This is a genomic window from Flavobacterium hydatis (genome assembly GCF_000737695.1).
Lineage (GTDB): Bacteria > Bacteroidota > Bacteroidia > Flavobacteriales > Flavobacteriaceae > Flavobacterium > Flavobacterium hydatis.
On sequence record NZ_JPRM01000014.1, the window covers coordinates 47,850 to 68,461 of the forward strand.

A 20,612-nucleotide genomic window follows, 5' to 3' on the forward strand; every position below is an offset into this window, starting at 1 on the left:
ATAACATATTTATGATAACTAATTTACGTGTTTTTTAGTTCGTCCAATTCCTTAATAAAATAGGTTGGTTTTATACCTGTTTTTTTATAAAAAGCAGTTGAAAATGATTCTGCATTATTAAAACCAAACTCTAATGAGAGTGCTTGAATAGTATATTTTCTTAGTTTATAATTTTCTTTTAACTGTGCTATTCCATATTCAATTCTTAAATCATTTATATATTGAATAAATGTTTTTCCTTTGTACACATTCACTATTCTTGATACGTATTTACTATTGGTTTCAAATGTGGTTGAAAGCATTTGTACGGTAATATTAGATGCCAGATATCCTTTGTCTTTTTCAAAACAATCAAGTTTTTCCAAAATCTGATTTATCAATTCTTCTCCAATACCAATATCCTCGATTTTCTTTCTATCTGTTTTTATTTCGTTAATTTCAATTTGTTGCGCTTTAACTTGTAAGGATTTGTCAATTATTTTTTCAAATCTGGAACGGTATCTTTTTTTAAGCTGGTATTGATACATTCCAAAACCTCCTATACCGATGGTAGTTAAAAATAAAGCTCCTAATACCCAAGAAATATTAGCTTTTTCATCATTAAGTGAAGCTATAAGATTTTCTTTTTCAGAAATTAAGTGCGGAGTATCGTATTCTTTATTAACTAACTTATTCAATTCCTTATAGTTTTTGTGTAGAGCACTATCTATTAACATATAAGCCGTTATGTATTTTAATTGATTCTCTTTATCCCCTAAATTTTTATAATATGAAATTAAATACGGATATCCATCTATAAATTCAGTGCTTATTTCTTTCGTTTTTTTATAAATAGAATCCACTCTAATAAAGTTTTCTGCTGCTTCTGTTTTTCTTCCTAATCCATCATAGGCTTTCCCTAAATAAAAATACCCGGCTAATACATTGCCAATATTTTTATATTCAATCATCTTTGGTATGGCTTTCTTTATACTGTCTAATGCTATTTGATAATTTTTCTGAAATACTTGATTTGCTCCTTCATTTAAAGTAAACAGATATTTATATTCTTCATTTTTTGTAATATTAGATTCTGTGTACCCTAGTTTATTATAGTATGTAGTTGAGTCTACTTTCTGAAGAGATTTATAGCAATCTGCCAATCCAAAAATAATACTTTGATAATTTCCCGCATATCTAGAGCTTCTTACATCTTTACTTTTATAGTAATGATAGCATTCTTTAAAAATGTCTAATGCTTCATTATAGTCACCCAAGTCTTCAGATTTTGTTATACCAATATATTCTCTCACTACATAATAATAATCCGTATTAGTTTTAAGTGCTATTTTTTCAGCCTCATTATAATTAGCCATAGCTTCTTTAAACTTATACTGTTTTTTAAGAAAATCTGCTTTTTCGCAGTAGGCAGCTGTTGGAAAGGATCTATCCCCGGTATTTTGGGAATATTTAATAACACTATCCAAATACATAATAGCCTTATTTGGATTTGTTTTATAATATAAAAGCGCAAATAGATAATTGGCTCTGGCTTTACGAATGGAATTACTTTCCTTGTTAGCTCTAGTTAAATAGGCATGAGCATATTCTATTTGTTTCGTTTGGTCTTTTACATTATCAAAATAAAGATTATGCAACTCATCGTAGGAAAGTTTAGTAAAGTATTTTTTTTGAATTTGCCCCAATGAGATTATAGGTAATAAAAGCAATAAAAACTTTTTATATTTAATAAAGCAGCTCATTATAATCGATTTTCTTTCAAAAATACAGCAAACTTGTGTAATTATTCTGATAAATATATAATTTAATGTCTTTTATTTAAGTAATTGTAAATCAACTAGTTTTATTTGTTTTGAAATTGAAAGCTTAAAAAACATTGTCGGAATTCCCGAATCTCGATAATGACAATTTGCTTTCAATATGTTGTTTCATATAGTTTTGACTTCGAGAAATTAAGTCAATTTTTGTAGTTAGATATTTAGGAGATTAATTTCCATAAAATAGGCATTCCAAAGTTTATTTATTATAAAGTAAATATGGGGAATTTTATTTTTTTAGCTTTTAGATTATAACAGATGTTACTGTGTATTCCCAAATATCATTGTGCAAATTATATCTATTTAATGTTATTACAATGCACTTAGTTGTATTTATCTTAATCCAGTTTTAATATGAAAAAAAACTACTTACTACTTTTATTTTTTTATCCTCTTCTTGTGCAATCTCAGGACATTCTTTGGGAAAAATCATATGGAGGCAAACATGCCGATTATCTTTTTGATGCGCAACCCACAGCTGATTATGGTTTTATACTGGCAGGCAGTTCTTTATCAGATAAAACAGGAAACAAAACCGATAATAATCATGGTGATTTGGATTATTGGATTTGGAAAATGGATGAAAAAGGTGATCTCGATTGGCAAAAAAGTATTGGAGGAAGCGGTTTTGATTTACTGCAAAGCATAAAAAATACACGAGACGGTGGTTTTATACTTGCAGGAACTTCAAGTTCTCCAAATGATTTCCAAAAGAAAGATTCTTGTAAAGGCATTACTGATTTTTGGGTAATAAAACTTGATGCTAAAGGTGAAGAACTGTGGCAGCGAACTATTGGTGGTAGCGGACAGAATGAACTTTTATGCGCCTTCCAGACCAAAGATGGCGGTTATATGCTTGGAGGTTCATCTAGCTCAAGTCCAGCATTGATAACTTCAAAAACTTTACCTCTAGATACTAAACCTGATATATATGCTAAATCGGAAAAAAGCCGTGGAAACATGGATTATTGGATTGTTAAATTAGATAAAGCAGGAGTTGTAGAGTGGCAAAAAACATATGGAGGTCAGTATGCTGATTTATTAAGAAGCATGGAACAAACCCAAGACGGAGGATATATTTTAGGAGGATATTCTAACTCACCACAATCAGGAGACAAAACCTTGCCTAATAAAGGGATAGGAGATTATTGGATTATAAAAATTAACGACGTAGGTGGTATTGAATGGCAAAATGTATATGGCAGCAATGGCGATGACCAATTGTATGTAATTCACCAGACAGCAGATGGTGGTTATATAGTAGGAGGTAACTCTAATAGTACCCAACCACTAACGACTTTAGGCGGTACAGTAGGGAATGGAACCGATTATTGGGTACTGAGATTAGATGAAAAAGGAGATGTAATCTGGAGTAAAACCTTTGATTTTGGCAAAGTAGATATCCTAACTTCATTGGTAGAAAATAAAGACAAGACGTACCTGATTGGTGGTTATGCTCAAAGTGAAAAAAAAGGACCTAAAGAAGGTCTTGTGGGCAAAGCAACTAGTTTGATAGATAAGGACAAAGAAGGTATTAATGATTATATCGCTTTAAAAATAGATGATAAAGGTGAAGAACTTTGGAAGAAAACAGTAGGAAGTGCAGGTGAGGATATCCTTCGTAAACTTATAGAAACCCGTGATGGCGGGTATCTTATGGCAGGAACATCAAACTCTAGCGCATCTAAGGATAAAAACGGAAGTATTGGTGGCAATGATTTTTGGGTAGTCAAGCTAAAAGACAAAACCAAACTCGAAAAAGTTAAAACTAGTGTAGAAGCCATTCCTAATCCAGTTGTAACATTTACCAATATTATTATAGGATATGAGTATGAAGCGGGTACTGCTGCGGTTGTAGATATGGCAGGACGCATCCTACAACAATTTAGTATCACAGAGCGAACCGTTCCTGTAGATTTAAGCCGTTATCCGGAAGGTATTTATGTGGTAAACATAAAAACCAATGTACAGAGTGATGGCGTAAAAGTAATAAGAAGAGGAAAGAATTAGATATGAAAACTATTTATAGCAGTATCAATTTTTTAAAGTTAATGAAAAAAATAACTGAAAAAAGAATAGAATGTATGAAAAACATAAAGATAGCGACACTTATTTTACTGATTCTAGCAAGTAATAACCTCAGAGGGCAAGCAATTGTTAATGGTGATCGTTTACTGCCAACAATTTTTTCAGCTAGTCCTAATGCTGCTTCCTTGGGAGCTTATGGACAAATTCCTGTAAATTTATTTAATGGATTACCGAACATCAATGTTAATTTGTATAACATTAAAGTTGATAATTTTGAAATGCCTGTATCAATTTCATACAATTTAGCAAGCATCAAACCTGAAGAACGCCCAGGTTGGGTTGGATTGGGTTGGTGTTTAAATGCTGGTGGAGCCATAACAAGAATTGTTAAAGGAGGGGTTGACGAAGTTGTGGTTTCAGGTACTACAGATCCAACGGTTTTTTCATACTATGATCATTACAGTGAACTTAATATTACAAATTGGGATTCAACTGCTAAATTAAATGAATATGACAATTGGATGGGGGCAATTGCTCCTACAAAATTGGCGCCATATCCTGCGCCAGATGAATTTATATTTAATGTGAATGGTCTTTCAGGTAGTTTTTTTAAAAATCATGAGGGTGTTTGGGTTGTCAAAGCAAATAAAAATATTGATATTAAAATTAATGAAGAATTAAAAAGCAGCTTTAAATTATTTGAAGTAGGTAACCATATGGCCAATAACAGAATGTTTATTATTGGCAGAATTTTTTATGGTTTCACCCTAACAACTGACGATGGTATCCAATATGTTTTTGGTAAGGATCCTAACTCCTTAGAATTTACCGCTTCTCAAAATAATACAACGGATGGTAAGAACCCTAATTTTATTGTAAAAACGTGGTATCTGACTAAAATAAAGTTACCTAATAGCAAAGTAATTTCTTTTCAATACAAGACAAATGTTTTCGCAGCTGAATCTGGAGGAGATGTGAACAATAAGGCTGTTTTTAAGCAATACGTGTCTTCTGATATTATGAAATACTGGACACATTATGCAGATGGAAGAGTAGAATTGACAGAGGGTAACTCATCAGGAAGTATAACTAATAAAATTTTAGAGAGAATGTATGTGGTTTATCTGGATAAGATTACTACTACAGATATGGAAATTATGTTTACTAATTCTTTATCAAACGATTTAGACTATGATTTATCTAATTCTCCATGGGATCCATATACAATTGAATATGTTAAATCATTAGATGCTGACTATTTAGATTCGAAGCATTGGTATAAGCTCAATGATATTGTGGTTAAAAACATAATAGATGCTAAACAGATATATAAGGCATCTTTTAAATATTTAGAAAACCCTACAAGTAGATTGTTTTTAATAGGTGTTGAAGAATCAGGACAGCTAGATAGTCCAATTATTAAAAAACATAGTTTTGAATATAGCTCCTTGACTTTACCTCCATATAATTCGCAAAAAACAGATCACTGGGGTTTTTTTAATAATACCAATTTTTTCCAGACAGTAGCACTGCCTGAAAATTCACTGCATTATACTCATGATCAAATTAGGAATTATTATTATCCATCGAGAAATCCTAATCCTGCTGCTTTACAGGCTGGTACATTGACAAAAATAGTATATCCTACAGGTGGATTTACTCAATTTTATTATGAAGCCCACGATTTTTCTAAAGTTATTGATAAAACTGGTACTGCCTTTAATATAGTGAATGCAACAAGTAATAATGAGATTGCAGGTGGATTAAGAATACGAAAAATTGTATCGGATCCTTTAAATAATGGAACTCCATTGGCTAAAGAATATTTTTATACTAAAGACTATAAAAATAATAATATGATTTCAAGTGGTATTTTATCCGGAAGGCCTGTATATATTGAAGAAGCATCGGTGCCTGATATGCACTTTTTTAAATTAAGCAGTAATACATTTAGTCAATTGAATGATACAAATGGAAGCCATGTTACTTATACAAACGTTGTTGAGAAATCACAAGATGGAAGTTTTACGGAATACATTTATTCTAATCATGATAATGGGTATATGGATAAATTAGCAAATCAATATTTGTATGAATATAGTAATGCTTTGGGAAATGTTTTTGGTTTTCCCTCTGACGATACTAATAACATAATAAGTAAAAAGATATCTTTTAATTCTTTAGCTGCTGAGAGAGGAAATTTACTTTCTGAAAAAAAATATAATTCCCAAAAAATGATTGTTGAAGAAACAAATTACACTTACAATAATGATATTAATAGATTTAGCGACAATATAAGATCTATTGATTTTTCAGAAACTGTTATTGGTTCTCTTAAAGGCAATGTTAATGTTGGTGGTGGACCTGTTTTTGAGCATATTAAATCATTGACAAAAATGTCCGCGTATAGTATTTTTAGCCACCAGATTTATTTAAAGAAAAAAGAGAACATTCTCTACGGCTTGAAAAATGATTCCCAAATAATAACAACAACGACAGATTACACTTATAGTAATGCAACTAATCATCATCATTTAAAAAGCGAAAAGACTTATTCCTCTACAGATAACATTTATGAAACGAAATTTTTCTATCCTTTAGACCCTGAAATGATAAATGAACCATTTAAATCTGAACTTGTAGAAAAATACATGACTGGGGCAATCATTAAAAATCAATTATTTGCAGGAACAGCTTCAAATGCGGTAAAATTGTCGGAGCAAAAAACCGAATATGCACAGGATGCTACAACAGCTAACTTACTGTTACCAAAGTTTATTTATGCCGCTAAATTTCCAAATTCACTCCCTGCTTCCAATCCTTTAAATAAAAAAATTTCATACGATAAATATGATGATAAAGGGAATATTCTTCAATATACGTTAGAGAGTGGTATACCGGTGGCCATTATCTGGGGATATAAGAAAACTCTGCCGATAGCCAAAGTCGAAAACGCAACATATGATCAGGCAAGTACAGCATATGCGACTGATGAAAACACATTTAGAACTAATCTTCCTGGTGCTATGATTACTACCTATACATACAAACCATTGGTAGGAATAAGCACCATCACTGATGCTAAAGGTTTAACTACCTATTATGAATATGATGAATTCAACCGATTGAAAATTGTAAAAGATAGTCAAGGCAATATTTTGTTAGATAATCAATACCATTATAAAAACTAATTTAAGAGTAATGAAAATATATATGTACCTAATAATTTTGTTTCCATTATTGATTTTTTCACAACCTAATGCTGAAGACTATTTAGAAAAATCAACATATCAATTAAATTTAACGGATCGTTATCCCAATTATTATCAGGAATTAACTCTTTCAGATTTAATTTATATGGATTTTGCTGAACCATCAGTTGGTAATGAGCTTAGTGGTTCCATAACAATAAATAATAATATACTAACTGTCAATTTCAATAAAACATGGGCGCCACAGTATATGAAAATTGGAATAATTAAACATCTTGAAGTTTATCCCATTTTACCCAATACTGAGCTAGGACCTATTTTGTCAGCTACAGGAGGCTCTCAAACAGGATACTTTGCACGAATCGAAAATAATGACCTAATTATTTATTCTCCTTATGCTGTAACGAGTTTAAATACTCCAACACCAGTTACGATAGCTTCTTACGCCCCAGATAGTATATTTCCTTTCTTTGGGATGACAGATGGATCAGGAACAGTAATTATAAATCAAAACAAATTATCTTTTGATTATCAGATTGATTCTGGAGCCTTTGATTCAAATATAAGGGGTACTATTTTAGATTTTTCTATATTCACATACAATCATGGAGGAGGAATGACATCGTCCGTAGAAATTTCAGATACTGATCTGGGGATTCTTCAAAGTAATTCTCTCAACACTATTTATAGAGCCAAAATAGAGAATAATCAACTAAAAATTTATGCTACAGAAGCTATACTTCAAGTTCCATCAGGTGGCTTTTTAAACTTTGTTTATGACCTTACAACTCATGGTCCTCCAATGTGGTATAGAGATTTTGATGGAGATAACTTTGGATCACCTTATGAAACCTCAACAGGAACCGCTTCTCCCCCTATAGGTTATGTTGCAAATAACACAGATTGTGATGATAATAATATATTAATAAATCCCGATACGATTTGGTATATTGATTATGATCAAGATGGATTTGGAGCTACAAATGCCCCTACAATTAAGGCATGTATAAAACCACTAGGATATGTTATTAAAAGTGGGGATTGCAATGATAGAGATGCTACTTTGAATCCCGATACGATTTGGTTCAAAAATGACACTAATGTTTATTATCCTGTGATAACCAGTTGTAGCCAACCTCCAGGGTATACTGATCATTATACTATTACACCTGGACCTGGTCAGATTCCTTCAGATTGTTTCGTCGATGGAGAAATTATAAATCCAGAGACATCTTGGTATTTTGATGGCGATGGGGATACTTATGGCAATAATGCAATCAAAGAGAAAGGATGTACAAAACCAGATAGATATGTTGCCAATAATTTAGACTGTGATGATTCCGACATCACTTTAAATCCAACGACTGTCTGGTATCAGGATCACGATAAAGATGGATTTGGTTCTATGGCATCCACTGCTATTGGGTGTACACAACCAATAGGATACGTAAGAAATTATAGTGATTATGATGATGGTGTGGAATGTATCACAAATATTCCACCACAAACATTTTATGAAGATTTTGATAAAGATACTTTTGGGAATCCAAATGTGAGTGTGTACTGCAGTATTCAGCCCATAGGATATGTTATCAATAATTGGGATTATGATGACAAAACAGAGTATATTACTAATGTTGCTCCACAAACATTCTATGAAGATTTTGATACAGACAACTATGGAAATCCAAATGTAAGCGTATATCGTAGTATTCGACCAACAAATTGGGTAACCAATAATTTGGATTGTAATGATAGAGCCATACTAATAAACCCAAACACAAAATGGTATGAAGATAATGAACTTGATGGTTTAGGAGACCCCATGAATTTTGTACAACAATGTATAAAACCAATAGGAAATTATGTAGATAATAATTTGGATAACTGTCCATTAATAGAAGGTTCAGCGGCTGATTGTTCCAGTATAAAAAAACCTTCATCGGATCTTAATTATATTATAGCCACTACCTACAAAAAATCAGTTGCTGTTATTTTGGCAAACCCATCCTCAATTGAAGCTCAAGTAAACATCACTTATTTTGATGGATTGGGAAGACCAATACAACAAATTGCTAATCAACAATCCAATTTAGGGAAAGATATTATAACCCATATCGGGTACGATGATTTTGGGCGACAAACAAAAGAATATTTGCCTTACGCCTCGACATCAACCAATATGGATTATGACACTAATGCTGCTATAAATACAATCAATTTTTATAGTACTGAAAAATATGAAAATACAGCAAATCCTTTTTCTGAAAAGAAACTAGAATCATCTGCACTTAACAGAGTTTTAAAACAAGCTGCCCCGGGAACTGATTGGGCTATGGGTGGAGGTCACGAAATCAAAATGGATTACCAAGCTAATGCTAGTGCAGAGGTGAAGTTATATAAGGCAACTACTAACTGGAATGCAGGATCAGGGCTTTATGATATTGCTCTGTCAGAAAATGGTACTTATGCTGCTAATGAATTATTCAAAACAATTACTTATGATGAGAACACCTCGGCAAATCCAACCGAAGCTGAAGGAAGCACTATTGAGTTTAAAGACAAACAAGGTCAAGTTGTTTTAAAAAGAATTTACGGATCGGGCATCAAACACGATTCATATTATGTATATGACATTTATGGAAACCTGACGTATATTATTCCGCCAAAGGCAGATGGAGCTATAAATGATGAAGTTTTAAATGGATTGTGTTACCAATACAAATATGATGATCGTAATCGTTTAATCGAGAAGAAACTACCAGGAAAGCAATGGGAGTTTATTGTATATGATAAACTAGACCGCCCTGTGGCTACAGGGCCTGCAAATTCTCCTTTTAAAGACGATACAGCGGTAGGTTGGTTAATTACGAAATATGATGTTTTTGGAAGACCAATTTATACTGGTTGGTTAAATTCAACCTCAAATAGTTTGAGCAGAAAAGCCATGCAGGATGCACAAAATAAGGCAACAAAAATATTTGAAACCAAACAAACTTCTGGTACGATTGATGGAGTTGCTGTCAATTATAGTAACAATATTGAGCCAAAGATTTTTAAACTATTAACTGTTAACTATTATGATAATTATAATTATCCTAATGTGGGAACAGTTCCTACAACTATAGAAGGAGAATCTGTTTTGTCAAATGCCAAGGGTTTGGCAACAGGTAGTTGGATAAGAGCACTTACATTGCCCTCTGTAATTTCAGGAGAAACTAACAGTACATTTTATGATAACAAAGCAAGAACCATACGCAACAGTTATACTCAAAATACAGGGTATACAAATATCGATAGTAAACTAGATTTTACAGGAAAACCATCGTATACGATAACCAAACACAAGCTTACATCAAAAGCTGTCGAGCTTACAATAAAGGAAGAATTCACTTATTCAGCCCAAGATCATCTCCTTACCCACACACATCAAATAAATGGTGGAGCAATTGAATTATTGGCTGCTAATACCTACAATGAATTAGGGCAACTTATTGCGAAAAGCGTAGGAAATAATATGGGAAACCCCTTGCAAAAAATAAATTACGGCTATAATATTAAAGGCTGGCTCACAGAAATAAACAAAACGACCAATTTGCAGCAAGACACAGATCCAAAGGATTTATTTGCCTTTAGGATCAACTACAATAAAGTAGATTGGAATTCAGCTGCTGCTAAAAAACTTTATAATGGTAACATAGCAGAAACTACTTGGACTACAGGTACTGATGGGGTTGGTGTTGTGCGAGGATATGGATATCAATATGACCAACTGAATCGCTTGAAAGATGCTACTTATCAAACTCCGAATCTTACCGACAACAAGAATTATTTTGGAGAGAATCTGGATTATGATAAAAATGGAAATATCATGCACTTGCAACGCATGAATATTGCAGGTATATCAAGTAATCCTTATGTTGGGGATATGGATAATCTGGGTTATTTCTATCAAGATAATTCAAACCAACTAATGAAAGTGAGTGACTCATCTAATTCTCCAAAAGGATTTAAGGATGATAGTAATGGTTCTAATGATTATTCTGATGATTATGCCTATGATACTAATGGTAATTTGATTAAAGACGAAAACAAGAACATCACTGAAATACGTTATAACCATCTTAATCTGCCTACAAAAATAACATTTGGAGAGACAAATGTGATTGAGTATATTTACAACGCAGTCGGTCAAAAACTAGATAAAAACGTTTCAGATAATGGAATTTTAACCAAAACCAAATATTTTGGAGGGTTCCAGTATAAAAACTATGTATTGCAGTATTTTCCAACAGCCGAAGGGTATGTAAACAATACTTCGATAAATGCAACAGATAATTATAATTACGTATTTAATTATACCGACAATTTAGGAAATATCCGCGTGAGTTATAAAAAGAATGCTCAAAACGTTCCTGAAATTATTGAAGAAAGTAATTACTATCCATTTGGTTTAAAGCATCAAGGGTATAATCTTAATGAACCAAGCACTTACAAATATAAGTACAACGGCAAGGAGTTCCAAGACGAGCTGGGACTGGGACTTTATGATTATGGTTGGAGAAATTACGACCCTGCAATTGGAAGATGGATAAATCCTGACCCACTTTTAAATGATTTGAAGTTTACTTTTGATGACAGTCAAGTTGATGAAGACGATGACGATGAAGTTTTAGAAGCAATAATTACAAAAATTGATACTGGAGGAGGGATTTATAATCCAGATAATCTAAATCCTTATGGCTACGGTTATGATAATCCAGTAAGTTTTGCTGACCCAGATGGGAGATGCCCTATTTGTCCATTTATTCCACTTGCCATGTTACTCTTTGCTTCCGAACCTGCTATGGCACCCACGAAAGACCATGCTGGTGATTCAAGAAAAATGTCAGAAGCAAAAGAAGCAAAAGGTGCTATGATATTGTCGACAATTCCAATAGCTAGAGGTGCTTCAGCTCTTAACAAGCTCTCAAATGCTACTAAAGGAAAATCAACGATAAAAGAAAATGCAGAAAAAGGCAAGAAATGGGAGAAAGAAGTAACAAAACAATTAAAAGAAGAAGGGCACGATAATGTAAGTGAGCAGATTACTGTTAGTCCTAATGATGGAAAAGGTGGCACTACACCAAATGTTCGAGTGGATAACATGAGTAAAAAAGATGGTAAAATTAGACTTACTGATGCAAAGTCATCAAAAACGGCTGGTAATACAAAAAATCAAAAAGTTGGATATCCAGCACTTGAAAAACATGGAGGTACAGTCGTCGGAAATAAAGGAGCGGCACATGGTTATCCTGCTGGTACAAAGATACCGCCGACAAAAGTAGATATTATAAGACCTAAGTAAAGAGAAATGAGAAATTACGAAATAAAAGAAAAATTACTTTCCAAATTAGAGGTTGTATTATCGCAATACAATTACAAACTGAAGAAAAGTGCCGATGAGTTTATCCATAAAAATAAAGACGGATGGTTTAAGTTTCAACTTATTTTTTTAGAGAGAGATGATGATTGGGAAATAAATTTGGGAATGCTTATTAGAATTGACAATATTGAAAACATTTATCATAAAGGCTCGTATTTTGAACCTAAATATCATAAAACTACACCTACAATTGGAATCACGGTTGAAAATTACATTAATGATGGAAATGAATATCGTTTTGATTTAATAAAATCTCAAGATGTAGAGACTTGTTTCAACGGTATATTTGAGCTTTTTAAAGAAGTCGCAATACCATTTTTTGAAAAATATAAAAGTATAAATGAAATTGAGAAAGCAATAAATGTAAAAGAAGGAAACAGTATTTTTTCTGGGATAAAATACGAAGGTAACCTCGGAATAATACTAGCTAAGCTTGTTAATAATCCTGATTATGAATTTTTTAAAGCAAAATATTTGAAATATTACACAGAGGATTATGACGGATTTTATTTGGAAGAATATCTAAATATCATCAAGGTTCTAGATTCTATAGTCCTTCAATAAATTTTCACATGTAAATAAGGGATGTGCAAACTAAAAATGTAGACAAAGTTAAGGGTGTATTTTTGCACCCTTATCTTTTTTGATTACAGTAACAAAATTAAAAAAAATAAAAATATGTCTATTGAAGATAAAAATCTAATAGATCTTATTAGCGTAGATAAACAGGGAATATTAGTTCTGACGATATCTGATCATTTAAAGTGGGATGATAAGAATGAACATTTATTACTTTTACAAGAGAAGATAAATATTTATCTGGATTTCATTGAAAACGGTCAATTGGATGAAAGCTATCCTGATAAAGCTGATAAAAAAATTATGATACAAATTGTTTTTAAATATCAGCCGAACAAAACAGCTGAAGATTTTTTAGAAAAAGCTGGAGAAACTGTTAAAGGAATTGGTTATGGTTTTAATTTCTATCAGCTTAATCAATAAATGATAATGTCAGACAAAATTTTAAAGAAAATATAAATATGTTGCAATTTGATCCTGAGATATGGGGAACAGTTTCTGATTGGTTTATGGTAGCAGTTACTACGTTAACAGCTTATTATCTGTACAAAACACTAAAATCACAAAAAGAAGTTCAGATAACTCAAAATAAACTTTTTGAAATTGAGAGTGTGAGATTCAGGGAAAGTATAAAACCTGTTCTTAAGTATAATATTTCTGAAAACATTATTACTCCTCAAGAAAGAGAAAAAAGTAGAGTTTATACGATTGAAGTTACTAATGATTCTTATAATACGGCATTAGAAATTTCAGTTGATCATCCAGAAAGAGACGATATTAAAAGAGTAGCTTGGGCACCACAGAAGCAAAATCATCTTAAAAAGACGGATGGAATTTATCTAATTCACTTTTTGATTGAAAAATTTAGCGATAATCATTTGATAATTTTCAGTATTGAATATAAAGATCTCTCTGGAACAAAATATAAACAAGGTGTTCTTTGTAGAATTGATAGTTATGGGAATGAAATTAATCCTTATCTGCCTGAAATTATAAATTAGATAAACTAAACGATTTAAGATAATATTAAAAGATAATTACAAATCGTCTAGTGCAGTTTTTTTTACTGTTGAACTATTGATTTTGTCAAAATATGCTAATTTAACGAAACAGCTTGTTACACTTTTATGATCAATTGATAATTGTATTTTTCCCTTGTCTGTTTCCCAAATCGAATAATATTTACAACGGTCAAACTTAACATCAAACATTTTTGTTCCATCATCTTTGGGCTCAGAAGAGCGGTTGTCAAACTTCTCAACCACAGCAGAAGGTTTCCCATATTTTTCTGTCAGCATCTCTTTTAGATTAATATAATTATCGTAAAGAGTTGACCAAGTATCTTTTTCAGGAAAAAGAACGGCTATTTTGTGGACTAAATCTTTCTGGTTTAATGTAGAAACGCCTACATAGCAGTCTTTATAACCTGCAAAATCTCCCTGCAATGTTGCCACTCCATCTTTCGTGCTTAGATGGTCGAATCCATTTTGTTTCATTTTTAATACATATTCTTCAAGCGTGCCATCAAGCGGAACACCTTTAAATACCAAATGTTTTGAAGTATCATCTTTTGTTTGCGAAAAAGAATTGTAAATAGGCAGTAAAAGAGTTAACATGATTAAAATTTTCTTCATAATCTATTATTTTTAATTTCTTTAATTAATGATGATTGCTACTTTCAGTTCTCGGCAGTTGATCTAAAACAATTTCTTTACGGTAAGTATTAAATAAAGTTAAGAAAAAGAGACTGAACTTATCTTTGAGCTGTTGTCGGCTAGTTTCAGTTTGACTTTGAGCGCAATTATTATAACTAACAACAACTTCATTGAATAATGTAATTTCATTAGCATAACCATAAAGTTGAATTAGTTTGTTCACTTCTGACATTAAACCCTTAATATCATTTTCAGCAGAGAGCTTGTTTGTGAATTCCCATAGCTCTACTATTTTTTGAAATAAAATAAATCGATATTCTAATCTTTTTTCAAGTTTCTTTGACTTAAGATTGAGAATTGGTGTTATAATAAAACCCGTAATTGAAATAATAAATCCTATACTTCCTAGAATTAAAGCAACAATATTTGATGTATCCATTCGCTTACTAATTTTGAAAAACTTAATTTTATTTTTGATTAAACTTAAAAGTTTTATCTCCAATTTTAACCTGAGTATTAATGCCTGAGTGGATTAGAGACAGGGCTAAGTCGAAAGGCTCTTTAGCATCTTTAGGTTTATAGGAAACAAACACTTCAGTCCCTTCGTAAAAATTCATCACCATTGCAATTAAACCAAATTGATCTGGCTCAAAGAATTGATAATTGAATATTTTCGGATTTTCACCTTTTAATTCATGGGGAATTTCATCAGTTTTAAGTTTTTCTTTTACCATTGCAGTCATGGTTGCTGTTGTCTGGTCATTATATTTTATAAATCCCATTAGCATTTTTATTTCGCCTTCAAAAGTATATCCAAACTCATTATAATAAAGACCATATGCAATATGTTCAAAACATTTTAATAATCTCTCATAATTAGGATTGCCATGGAGTACAGGAAACTTTTTTCCATTCTTTGTCTTTAATGTGTAGTTTTTCGCATTTCGTATAATTTCCTTGTCTAAAAAATCTTTACTTTTTCTGCGGAGTGCCCTGTCAATTTTGGTCTGTGTCTGTAAATATCCAATAGGATTATTTCCAACGATGCTGGCAATTGTAACCATTAGAAATTCGTCATCATGTGACTTATTTGAGTTATGTTCATCACATGAAGGAACAGTTATTAAATTATTTCTAAAATTTAAACCAAGAATATCTTTTGCTTCAGGAAATAAACTTATTGGAGGAACATGTTCTCTTGAAGTAGCTGGTGCTCCACATTTATAGCAGTATTTTATTTCATCCATAATAATCGTGACTTTATTTTTAACAGACTATTTTGTAGATGTTGTCTGTTTGTCATTTCAAATTTAAGGTTTTATATGAAATTATCTAAAATTCTTACAGATTTAATTGAGCGGATAATTTCAAGAAACAGGAAGAAGAGAGTCATATATCTATTTTACGATTTGACCAAAACGAGAGATTTTACGGCATTATTTCCTTATAGCTAATTATAATTACAGATTCTTCAAAAGCACTATAAATTTGCCCAACACTAGTTAAATTTTCTTTTCCTTTTTCAATTAAAAAAAATTCTAGCTTTTTCAGACCAGTGGGATTTTTACTCAGTACATTTCTCCAATCAGCTTTTCCTTTTATGAACTTTAAAAAACTCTCCTTGTCTTCTACTACAAAGTATTTTCTTCTTGGGTCTTCTGAGGTTAGAAGACCTATGTAATTACTAAAATAACCTCGTCTCCTTAATCCGTTAGAGCTTTTATCGTTCCATCTGCCAAATTTAAATTCAGCAATCCTTAAATTAGTTTCTAAATCAAATTTTTCTTTATGATTTCCAGCACCAAGCGATAAGTATTGTAATTTTTCATTTTCTTCAAGCCATTTTTTCTGTGCTATCATTATGCCTGTTGCATGAACAATTTCATCAATCTGGGCGGAAGCTTCTTTAATTATTTTGGAAGCGGAGAAAATATTTTCAAAATCATAATCCGAAACTACTGTATCGAGTTTTTCTAATGTTTTGAAGGTTTCCCGTATATCTAAGTTTTTAAATTTATTAATTATGCTGAGTGCTTCTATTAAATCCATTTTTTCAATTTTAGTATTTAAATGTTCAGTCGCCACATGGCTATGCTCATTTTTTTGCAATGATGTCCTTTAAATATTGAAAGAAAGAAAGAAAGAACATCATTTCAAATAATGAGTCGTTCGAATCCTTAAGCTTTTATCTTTCTGTTATCAAGAAAGTTGAAATTTTCAACCACTTTTCATGTTTGGAATAAATAATATTGATGCTGATTTCGATGTCACAGCAAATATAAAACAGCCTGCTTTAATTTGCTTCATCAAAAACAAATCAGTATCAGATGAATTTTTGATGTCCTATTTTATTTTAAAGCCTGTAAATACCTTGCAGGCATTGAGTTTTTTTAAGCGTCCTGATTTAATGTTTAAAACCTTGACAGGCGAATAAAAAATAATTAAAAAAAAAATCAACTTTTTTAAAAAATAGGAATATTTATATATAAAGGAAAATATTATGGATACAATTGTACAGTTAGTGGTGGTTATTTTTGTCTTTATCTTTGTGATGACTATTGTTTTAAATTTTGTAAAAAAAGACAGAATACCTCTTATGGGAGATTTTTTTGAGAAAGTCCTTCCAAGATTACCAATCAGTAAAATATTTTCAAGAAAAAAGAAATAAGCTTTTTGGGAAATATATAATAAGCTTTTTGGTACTTTTATTAATGAAACTAAACGTAAAAAATCTAATGAACAATATAATTACGGGTTACAATTATGATACACCCGAAGATGCAATAGTTTCTTTAGAAACTGCATTTTCAAAAAAGGATATAGTAAATGCTATTGCTTCAAAAGATTTTGAAGCAGAAGCAAAAATAGTTTTGCGCAGGACAAATGTAGAGATTAATGAAGAAACTGTTGATCTGACGGCAAAATTACTTGAACTCTCACTTGTTGAGTATATTCTAAATAATGGGTTTCCTGATTTTTCTATGGTAAAAAGGCAATTTTCTGAATTAAGTGAAATAGATAATCATTTGTTTTTCATCGAGGAAATATTAATCTATGAGAATGGTGAAACTTTCAGTAATATAGTTTTTCTAACATATGAGAATGAAAAATGGAAAGTAGCTATGACTGAGGAGAAATAATCTTAATGTGATGCTTAAGAATTACTCCATTCTTTCACAAATTTCTTCGAGCTGTACTATTAATTCTTTTTTGAGCATTTTCTGAAGATTTCCTGTACTTTCTGAATTTTTAATACAGAGAATCAGATCCTTGAAAAGATCAGTATTATCGAGAAAATAAGTTTTTATGTTTGAAAAACCGTGGCGCTGTTTAAGCAGGCTCGTAAACTGGACTAAAGTTCTATTTTCACAGCTTTGGAGGTGCGTCCATAAACTTTGGGCGCTGAAATTCTGAAACAGCTCTTTGTTTATGTTATATTCATCAAATACATCTTTCATCTTCTCCAAGTCATTCTGTGCAATAGCATTTAAAAGTGAATTCGTTTTTTCTTTTTCAAATTCTTTCTCGCTTTCATTAATATACTCAATAATTTTATCTCTTAAGATTGTATCATCAGCAGGATTTTGATCCATATCAAATGAAAAGTTTCGTGTTCTCTTAATAGGTACAAAGTCTTCTTTGGCAATAAGAAGTCCTTCAAGCAGAATTTCCCTTATCTCATCTTTTGTATGGTTAATAATAAAATTTTCAGAATAGAAATTTAAAAATTTAGAAATCTGCAGATAATCTGAGATTTCATATTTGCCTTGTTTTGCAAAAAGTAAGAACCGCTCAATATTTTCATTAAATTCCTCATTAGATAACTGTCTGAATTTATTTGTTGCAACATTTGTGAAGGTAGCATTTTCAATTGTAGGCTCAACAGGAATACGGCTTTTAAGTTCATTATTAAATTTTTCAAGATCCAAATAACCTGTGAGTATGAACTGGTATACAGCTGGATAAAAAAAGTAATCCTGTATATAATTGGAAAGATATCTGTTATAGAATTTTTCCAGTTCGCTTTCTTCTTTTTGAGTTTTTTCAGCTTTTTTCGAAAGTAAACTAAATGAAGGGTCGAAATTGAACATCACATAGGCTGGATTCAATAAATCAAGATCATTAAAATTGTTATAGTTACTGGAATTCAGATTACCTTTTTTAAACTCCAGTGTAATAATCAATGTAAATAATATAATTTCTTTTTTAAATTCTAGATTTGATTTTAAAACAGGAAATAATTTATTTAAAGCTTCAAGGTAAAAAGATAAATTCCTTAGATTTTCTTCTTTAAACTCTGCTAAAATTTCAAGTATATATGATTTATTCTGATCTAGGAAAGATGAGAATTCAGGATCCGGAATTTTATATCTCTCAATAAAAAATGGGAAGATATAATTTAAATCATTACTGAAATTTAATACCCTGCCAATAACTTTTTCTTTAATAGAGTTATACGTGGATTTATTTACATCCTCACTATCCGGTATTTTGGATTCATCAGATAGAATGAGAACTTTCGAGTTTTTATGTTCAACAAAATTATTGATATATCCCAGCACTTCGCTTAAAGGAATATTACATCTTTCAAGGTCATCAAAGCATATTACCTGCTTTGAAAAAAGTGCAGTGTCAACTTCAACATCTTTTAAAATTTCTTCAGGACTAAAATTGTATTTACTCTGTATAATTTTTCCTCCTATATTTTTTAAGAGATTAAGTGTCGAGACAGCCTTTTTTGTATCTAATTTATTTAGAAAAGGGATAAGTTTAATCTTTAACTGATAATCTAGTGTTTCTATTTTATTCAATCCATTTAATGAAATATATAAAGTTTTGAAGTTATTCTCGTCACAGATTTTACTTAAAGAGTCTTTCCAGAAATAAGTTTTACCGCTTCCCCAGCTACCATTAATAAGTAAAGCATAATTCGAATTAACTGTTTTTAAGTAATCTTCAAATATTACTTTGATATGTGAACTGTCCATAGACTGAATATTTTTTTGTTAAGAAATGCGTTTGTTATTATGTGAAGCAAACATCAAAAAATGACTGTTTACTCTTTCAGAAGTGTTATAATATCTGTTACATTATTAGCTGAAATAAAATCTAATAAAAATTTCTCAGCTTCTTCTTTTTGCTCTTGAGAAGTGGTAAAAGTATTTAAGTAAAAATCTTGATTTTCATCTGCTATGTGGATTATTTCAGTGTAGCCTCTTGTAATTAGAGAGCCTTTAAGCTTTAGCACTTTAAGCTCTTTATCCCTTTCAATTTCTTTTTTCACTCTAAGCTTTATCGTTTTATTCATGGTATTTATTTTGGTATTTTAAAAAGTCAGAACAAATAAACTTTAAAAACAAAAAAGAGACTTGAAAGTCTCTTTTTGGAATTAATATATCTTTTATAAAAGCATCATTTTGCTTTTAGTAATTTTTCCAAGTATTCGACTTTATCTTTTTCCGCCTGAACCAAACGCTCATAAAGTTTGATCTGCTGTTCGTGGGATTCGATTAATTTATCTAATGGATTAAAATTGCATACATTATTTGCAAAAGTATTATTGCCTGAATCGTTAAAAGTATTAAAATAATTAAACACACCTTCTTCCGAAAAATTCTTAATTGCCTCTACACTTACACCCAATGCTTTTGCTACTTCGATTAGTTTTTCTTCTTCGATAGTCTCGCTGTTTTCCATAATAGAAATCGCCTGCTGGTTTGTACCCATAGCCTGTGCCAGTGCTTCCTGTTTCATGTCTTTCAGTTCACGGATACGGCTGATTTTACGCCCCATGTGACTTGGTTTTGTTGATGTATTCATAGCTCAAAGATAATAATTAAGAATAAAAAAGTAAGTCCTATGTATGATATAGAAATTTTACTGTACGGTATGATAC

17 protein-coding genes are annotated in these 20,612 nt (G+C 31.2%); 9 read left to right on the plus strand and 8 right to left on the minus strand.

Annotation, left to right across the window (positions count from 1 at the left end; genetic code table 11):
• Positions 1–23 precede the first annotated feature (23 nt).
• Positions 24–1,742 (minus strand): helix-turn-helix domain-containing protein, encoded by a 1,719-nt coding sequence (locus tag IW20_RS09990; protein WP_035621467.1) that lies wholly within the window; start codon positions 1,740–1,742, stop codon positions 24–26.
• Between the two features lie 429 nt (positions 1,743–2,171).
• Between IW20_RS09990 and IW20_RS09995 the strand changes: the two genes are divergently transcribed.
• The 6 genes from IW20_RS09995 (at position 2,172) to IW20_RS10020 (ending at position 14,062) form a co-directional block, all read left to right on the plus strand.
• Positions 2,172–3,827, plus strand: a complete 1,656-nt coding sequence (locus IW20_RS09995) for a T9SS type A sorting domain-containing protein (protein ID WP_035621469.1) — start codon at positions 2,172–2,174, stop codon at positions 3,825–3,827.
• A 74-nt stretch (positions 3,828–3,901) separates the two neighbouring features.
• On the plus strand, positions 3,902–7,036 hold the full coding sequence (locus IW20_RS10000; protein WP_123869537.1) for an RHS repeat domain-containing protein: 3,135 nt from the start codon (positions 3,902–3,904) through the stop codon (positions 7,034–7,036).
• A gap of 10 nt (positions 7,037–7,046) precedes the next feature.
• Complete coding sequence (locus tag IW20_RS25320) at positions 7,047–12,404, plus strand: DUF6443 domain-containing protein (RefSeq protein WP_081912466.1); 5,358 nt, start codon at positions 7,047–7,049, stop codon at positions 12,402–12,404.
• A 6-nt stretch (positions 12,405–12,410) separates the two neighbouring features.
• Positions 12,411–13,046: a hypothetical protein gene (locus IW20_RS10010; protein ID WP_012025619.1), complete on the plus strand. Its 636-nt coding sequence runs from the start codon at positions 12,411–12,413 to the stop codon at positions 13,044–13,046.
• Between the two features lie 114 nt (positions 13,047–13,160).
• Complete coding sequence (locus IW20_RS10015) at positions 13,161–13,484, plus strand: DUF6572 domain-containing protein (protein ID WP_035621474.1); 324 nt, start codon at positions 13,161–13,163, stop codon at positions 13,482–13,484.
• 38 nt (positions 13,485–13,522) lie between these two features.
• A complete protein-coding gene (locus IW20_RS10020; RefSeq protein ID WP_012025617.1) occupies positions 13,523–14,062 on the plus strand; it encodes a hypothetical protein in 540 nt (179 codons plus the stop codon).
• Between the two features lie 36 nt (positions 14,063–14,098).
• On the opposite strand, the gene IW20_RS10025 is transcribed toward IW20_RS10020, so the two are convergent.
• From IW20_RS10025 to IW20_RS10040, 4 genes are all read right to left on the minus strand, one after another.
• On the minus strand, positions 14,099–14,695 hold the full coding sequence (locus IW20_RS10025) for a hypothetical protein (RefSeq protein ID WP_012025616.1): 597 nt from the start codon (positions 14,693–14,695) through the stop codon (positions 14,099–14,101).
• A gap of 25 nt (positions 14,696–14,720) precedes the next feature.
• A complete protein-coding gene (locus IW20_RS10030; RefSeq protein WP_012025615.1) occupies positions 14,721–15,155 on the minus strand; it encodes a hypothetical protein in 435 nt (144 codons plus the stop codon).
• Positions 15,156–15,183: 28 nt separating this feature from the next.
• Positions 15,184–15,963 (minus strand): hypothetical protein, encoded by a 780-nt coding sequence (locus IW20_RS10035; RefSeq protein WP_012025614.1) that lies wholly within the window; start codon positions 15,961–15,963, stop codon positions 15,184–15,186.
• A 181-nt stretch (positions 15,964–16,144) separates the two neighbouring features.
• Positions 16,145–16,765, minus strand: coding sequence for a hypothetical protein (locus tag IW20_RS10040; protein WP_123869539.1), 621 nt, complete (start codon positions 16,763–16,765; stop codon positions 16,145–16,147).
• Between the two features lie 181 nt (positions 16,766–16,946).
• On the opposite strand from IW20_RS10040, the gene IW20_RS10045 reads away from it, so the two are divergent.
• From IW20_RS10045 to IW20_RS10050, 3 genes are all read left to right on the plus strand, one after another.
• Positions 16,947–17,150: a hypothetical protein gene (locus IW20_RS10045; RefSeq protein WP_035621482.1), complete on the plus strand. Its 204-nt coding sequence runs from the start codon at positions 16,947–16,949 to the stop codon at positions 17,148–17,150.
• Between the two features lie 66 nt (positions 17,151–17,216).
• On the plus strand, positions 17,217–17,384 hold the full coding sequence (locus IW20_RS26235) for a hypothetical protein (protein ID WP_159436659.1): 168 nt from the start codon (positions 17,217–17,219) through the stop codon (positions 17,382–17,384).
• A gap of 67 nt (positions 17,385–17,451) precedes the next feature.
• Positions 17,452–17,856, plus strand: a complete 405-nt coding sequence (locus tag IW20_RS10050) for a hypothetical protein (RefSeq protein WP_123869541.1) — start codon at positions 17,452–17,454, stop codon at positions 17,854–17,856.
• Positions 17,857–17,877: 21 nt separating this feature from the next.
• On the opposite strand, the gene IW20_RS10055 is transcribed toward IW20_RS10050, so the two are convergent.
• The 3 genes from IW20_RS10055 to IW20_RS10065 form a co-directional block, all read right to left on the minus strand.
• Positions 17,878–19,704, minus strand: a complete 1,827-nt coding sequence (locus IW20_RS10055) for a KAP P-loop domain-containing protein (protein ID WP_012025611.1) — start codon at positions 19,702–19,704, stop codon at positions 17,878–17,880.
• 68 nt (positions 19,705–19,772) lie between these two features.
• Complete coding sequence (locus IW20_RS10060) at positions 19,773–20,024, minus strand: hypothetical protein (protein WP_012025610.1); 252 nt, start codon at positions 20,022–20,024, stop codon at positions 19,773–19,775.
• A 104-nt stretch (positions 20,025–20,128) separates the two neighbouring features.
• The gene (locus tag IW20_RS10065; protein ID WP_012025609.1) at positions 20,129–20,536 is read right to left on the minus strand and encodes a helix-turn-helix domain-containing protein; all 408 of its coding nucleotides are present in this window, start codon (positions 20,534–20,536) and stop codon (positions 20,129–20,131) included.
• Positions 20,537–20,612: the final 76 nt, after the last annotated feature.

What these genes read in the sequence shown, in the direction of transcription:
- IW20_RS10060 (WP_012025610.1), bottom strand. Translation starts at nt 20,024, where the DNA reads ATGAATAAAACGATAAAGCTTAGAGTGAAAAAAGAAATTGAAAGGGAT.
- IW20_RS10010 (WP_012025619.1), top strand. Translation starts at nt 12,411, where the DNA reads ATGAGAAATTACGAAATAAAAGAAAAATTACTTTCCAAATTAGAGGTT.
- IW20_RS10045 (WP_035621482.1), top strand. Translation starts at nt 16,947, where the DNA reads ATGTTTGGAATAAATAATATTGATGCTGATTTCGATGTCACAGCAAAT.
- IW20_RS10035 (WP_012025614.1), bottom strand. Translation starts at nt 15,963, where the DNA reads ATGGATGAAATAAAATACTGCTATAAATGTGGAGCACCAGCTACTTCA.
- IW20_RS10030 (WP_012025615.1), bottom strand. Translation starts at nt 15,155, where the DNA reads ATGGATACATCAAATATTGTTGCTTTAATTCTAGGAAGTATAGGATTT.
- IW20_RS25320 (WP_081912466.1), top strand. Translation starts at nt 7,047, where the DNA reads ATGAAAATATATATGTACCTAATAATTTTGTTTCCATTATTGATTTTT.
- IW20_RS10025 (WP_012025616.1), bottom strand. Translation starts at nt 14,695, where the DNA reads ATGAAGAAAATTTTAATCATGTTAACTCTTTTACTGCCTATTTACAAT.
- IW20_RS09990 (WP_035621467.1), bottom strand. Translation starts at nt 1,742, where the DNA reads ATGAGCTGCTTTATTAAATATAAAAAGTTTTTATTGCTTTTATTACCT.
- IW20_RS09995 (WP_035621469.1), top strand. Translation starts at nt 2,172, where the DNA reads ATGAAAAAAAACTACTTACTACTTTTATTTTTTTATCCTCTTCTTGTG.
- IW20_RS26235 (WP_159436659.1), top strand. Translation starts at nt 17,217, where the DNA reads ATGGATACAATTGTACAGTTAGTGGTGGTTATTTTTGTCTTTATCTTT.
- IW20_RS10055 (WP_012025611.1), bottom strand. Translation starts at nt 19,704, where the DNA reads ATGGACAGTTCACATATCAAAGTAATATTTGAAGATTACTTAAAAACA.
- IW20_RS10065 (WP_012025609.1), bottom strand. Translation starts at nt 20,536, where the DNA reads ATGAATACATCAACAAAACCAAGTCACATGGGGCGTAAAATCAGCCGT.
- IW20_RS10050 (WP_123869541.1), top strand. Translation starts at nt 17,452, where the DNA reads ATGAACAATATAATTACGGGTTACAATTATGATACACCCGAAGATGCA.
- IW20_RS10015 (WP_035621474.1), top strand. Translation starts at nt 13,161, where the DNA reads ATGTCTATTGAAGATAAAAATCTAATAGATCTTATTAGCGTAGATAAA.
- IW20_RS10020 (WP_012025617.1), top strand. Translation starts at nt 13,523, where the DNA reads ATGTTGCAATTTGATCCTGAGATATGGGGAACAGTTTCTGATTGGTTT.
- IW20_RS10000 (WP_123869537.1), top strand. Translation starts at nt 3,902, where the DNA reads ATGAAAAACATAAAGATAGCGACACTTATTTTACTGATTCTAGCAAGT.
- IW20_RS10040 (WP_123869539.1), bottom strand. Translation starts at nt 16,765, where the DNA reads ATGGATTTAATAGAAGCACTCAGCATAATTAATAAATTTAAAAACTTA.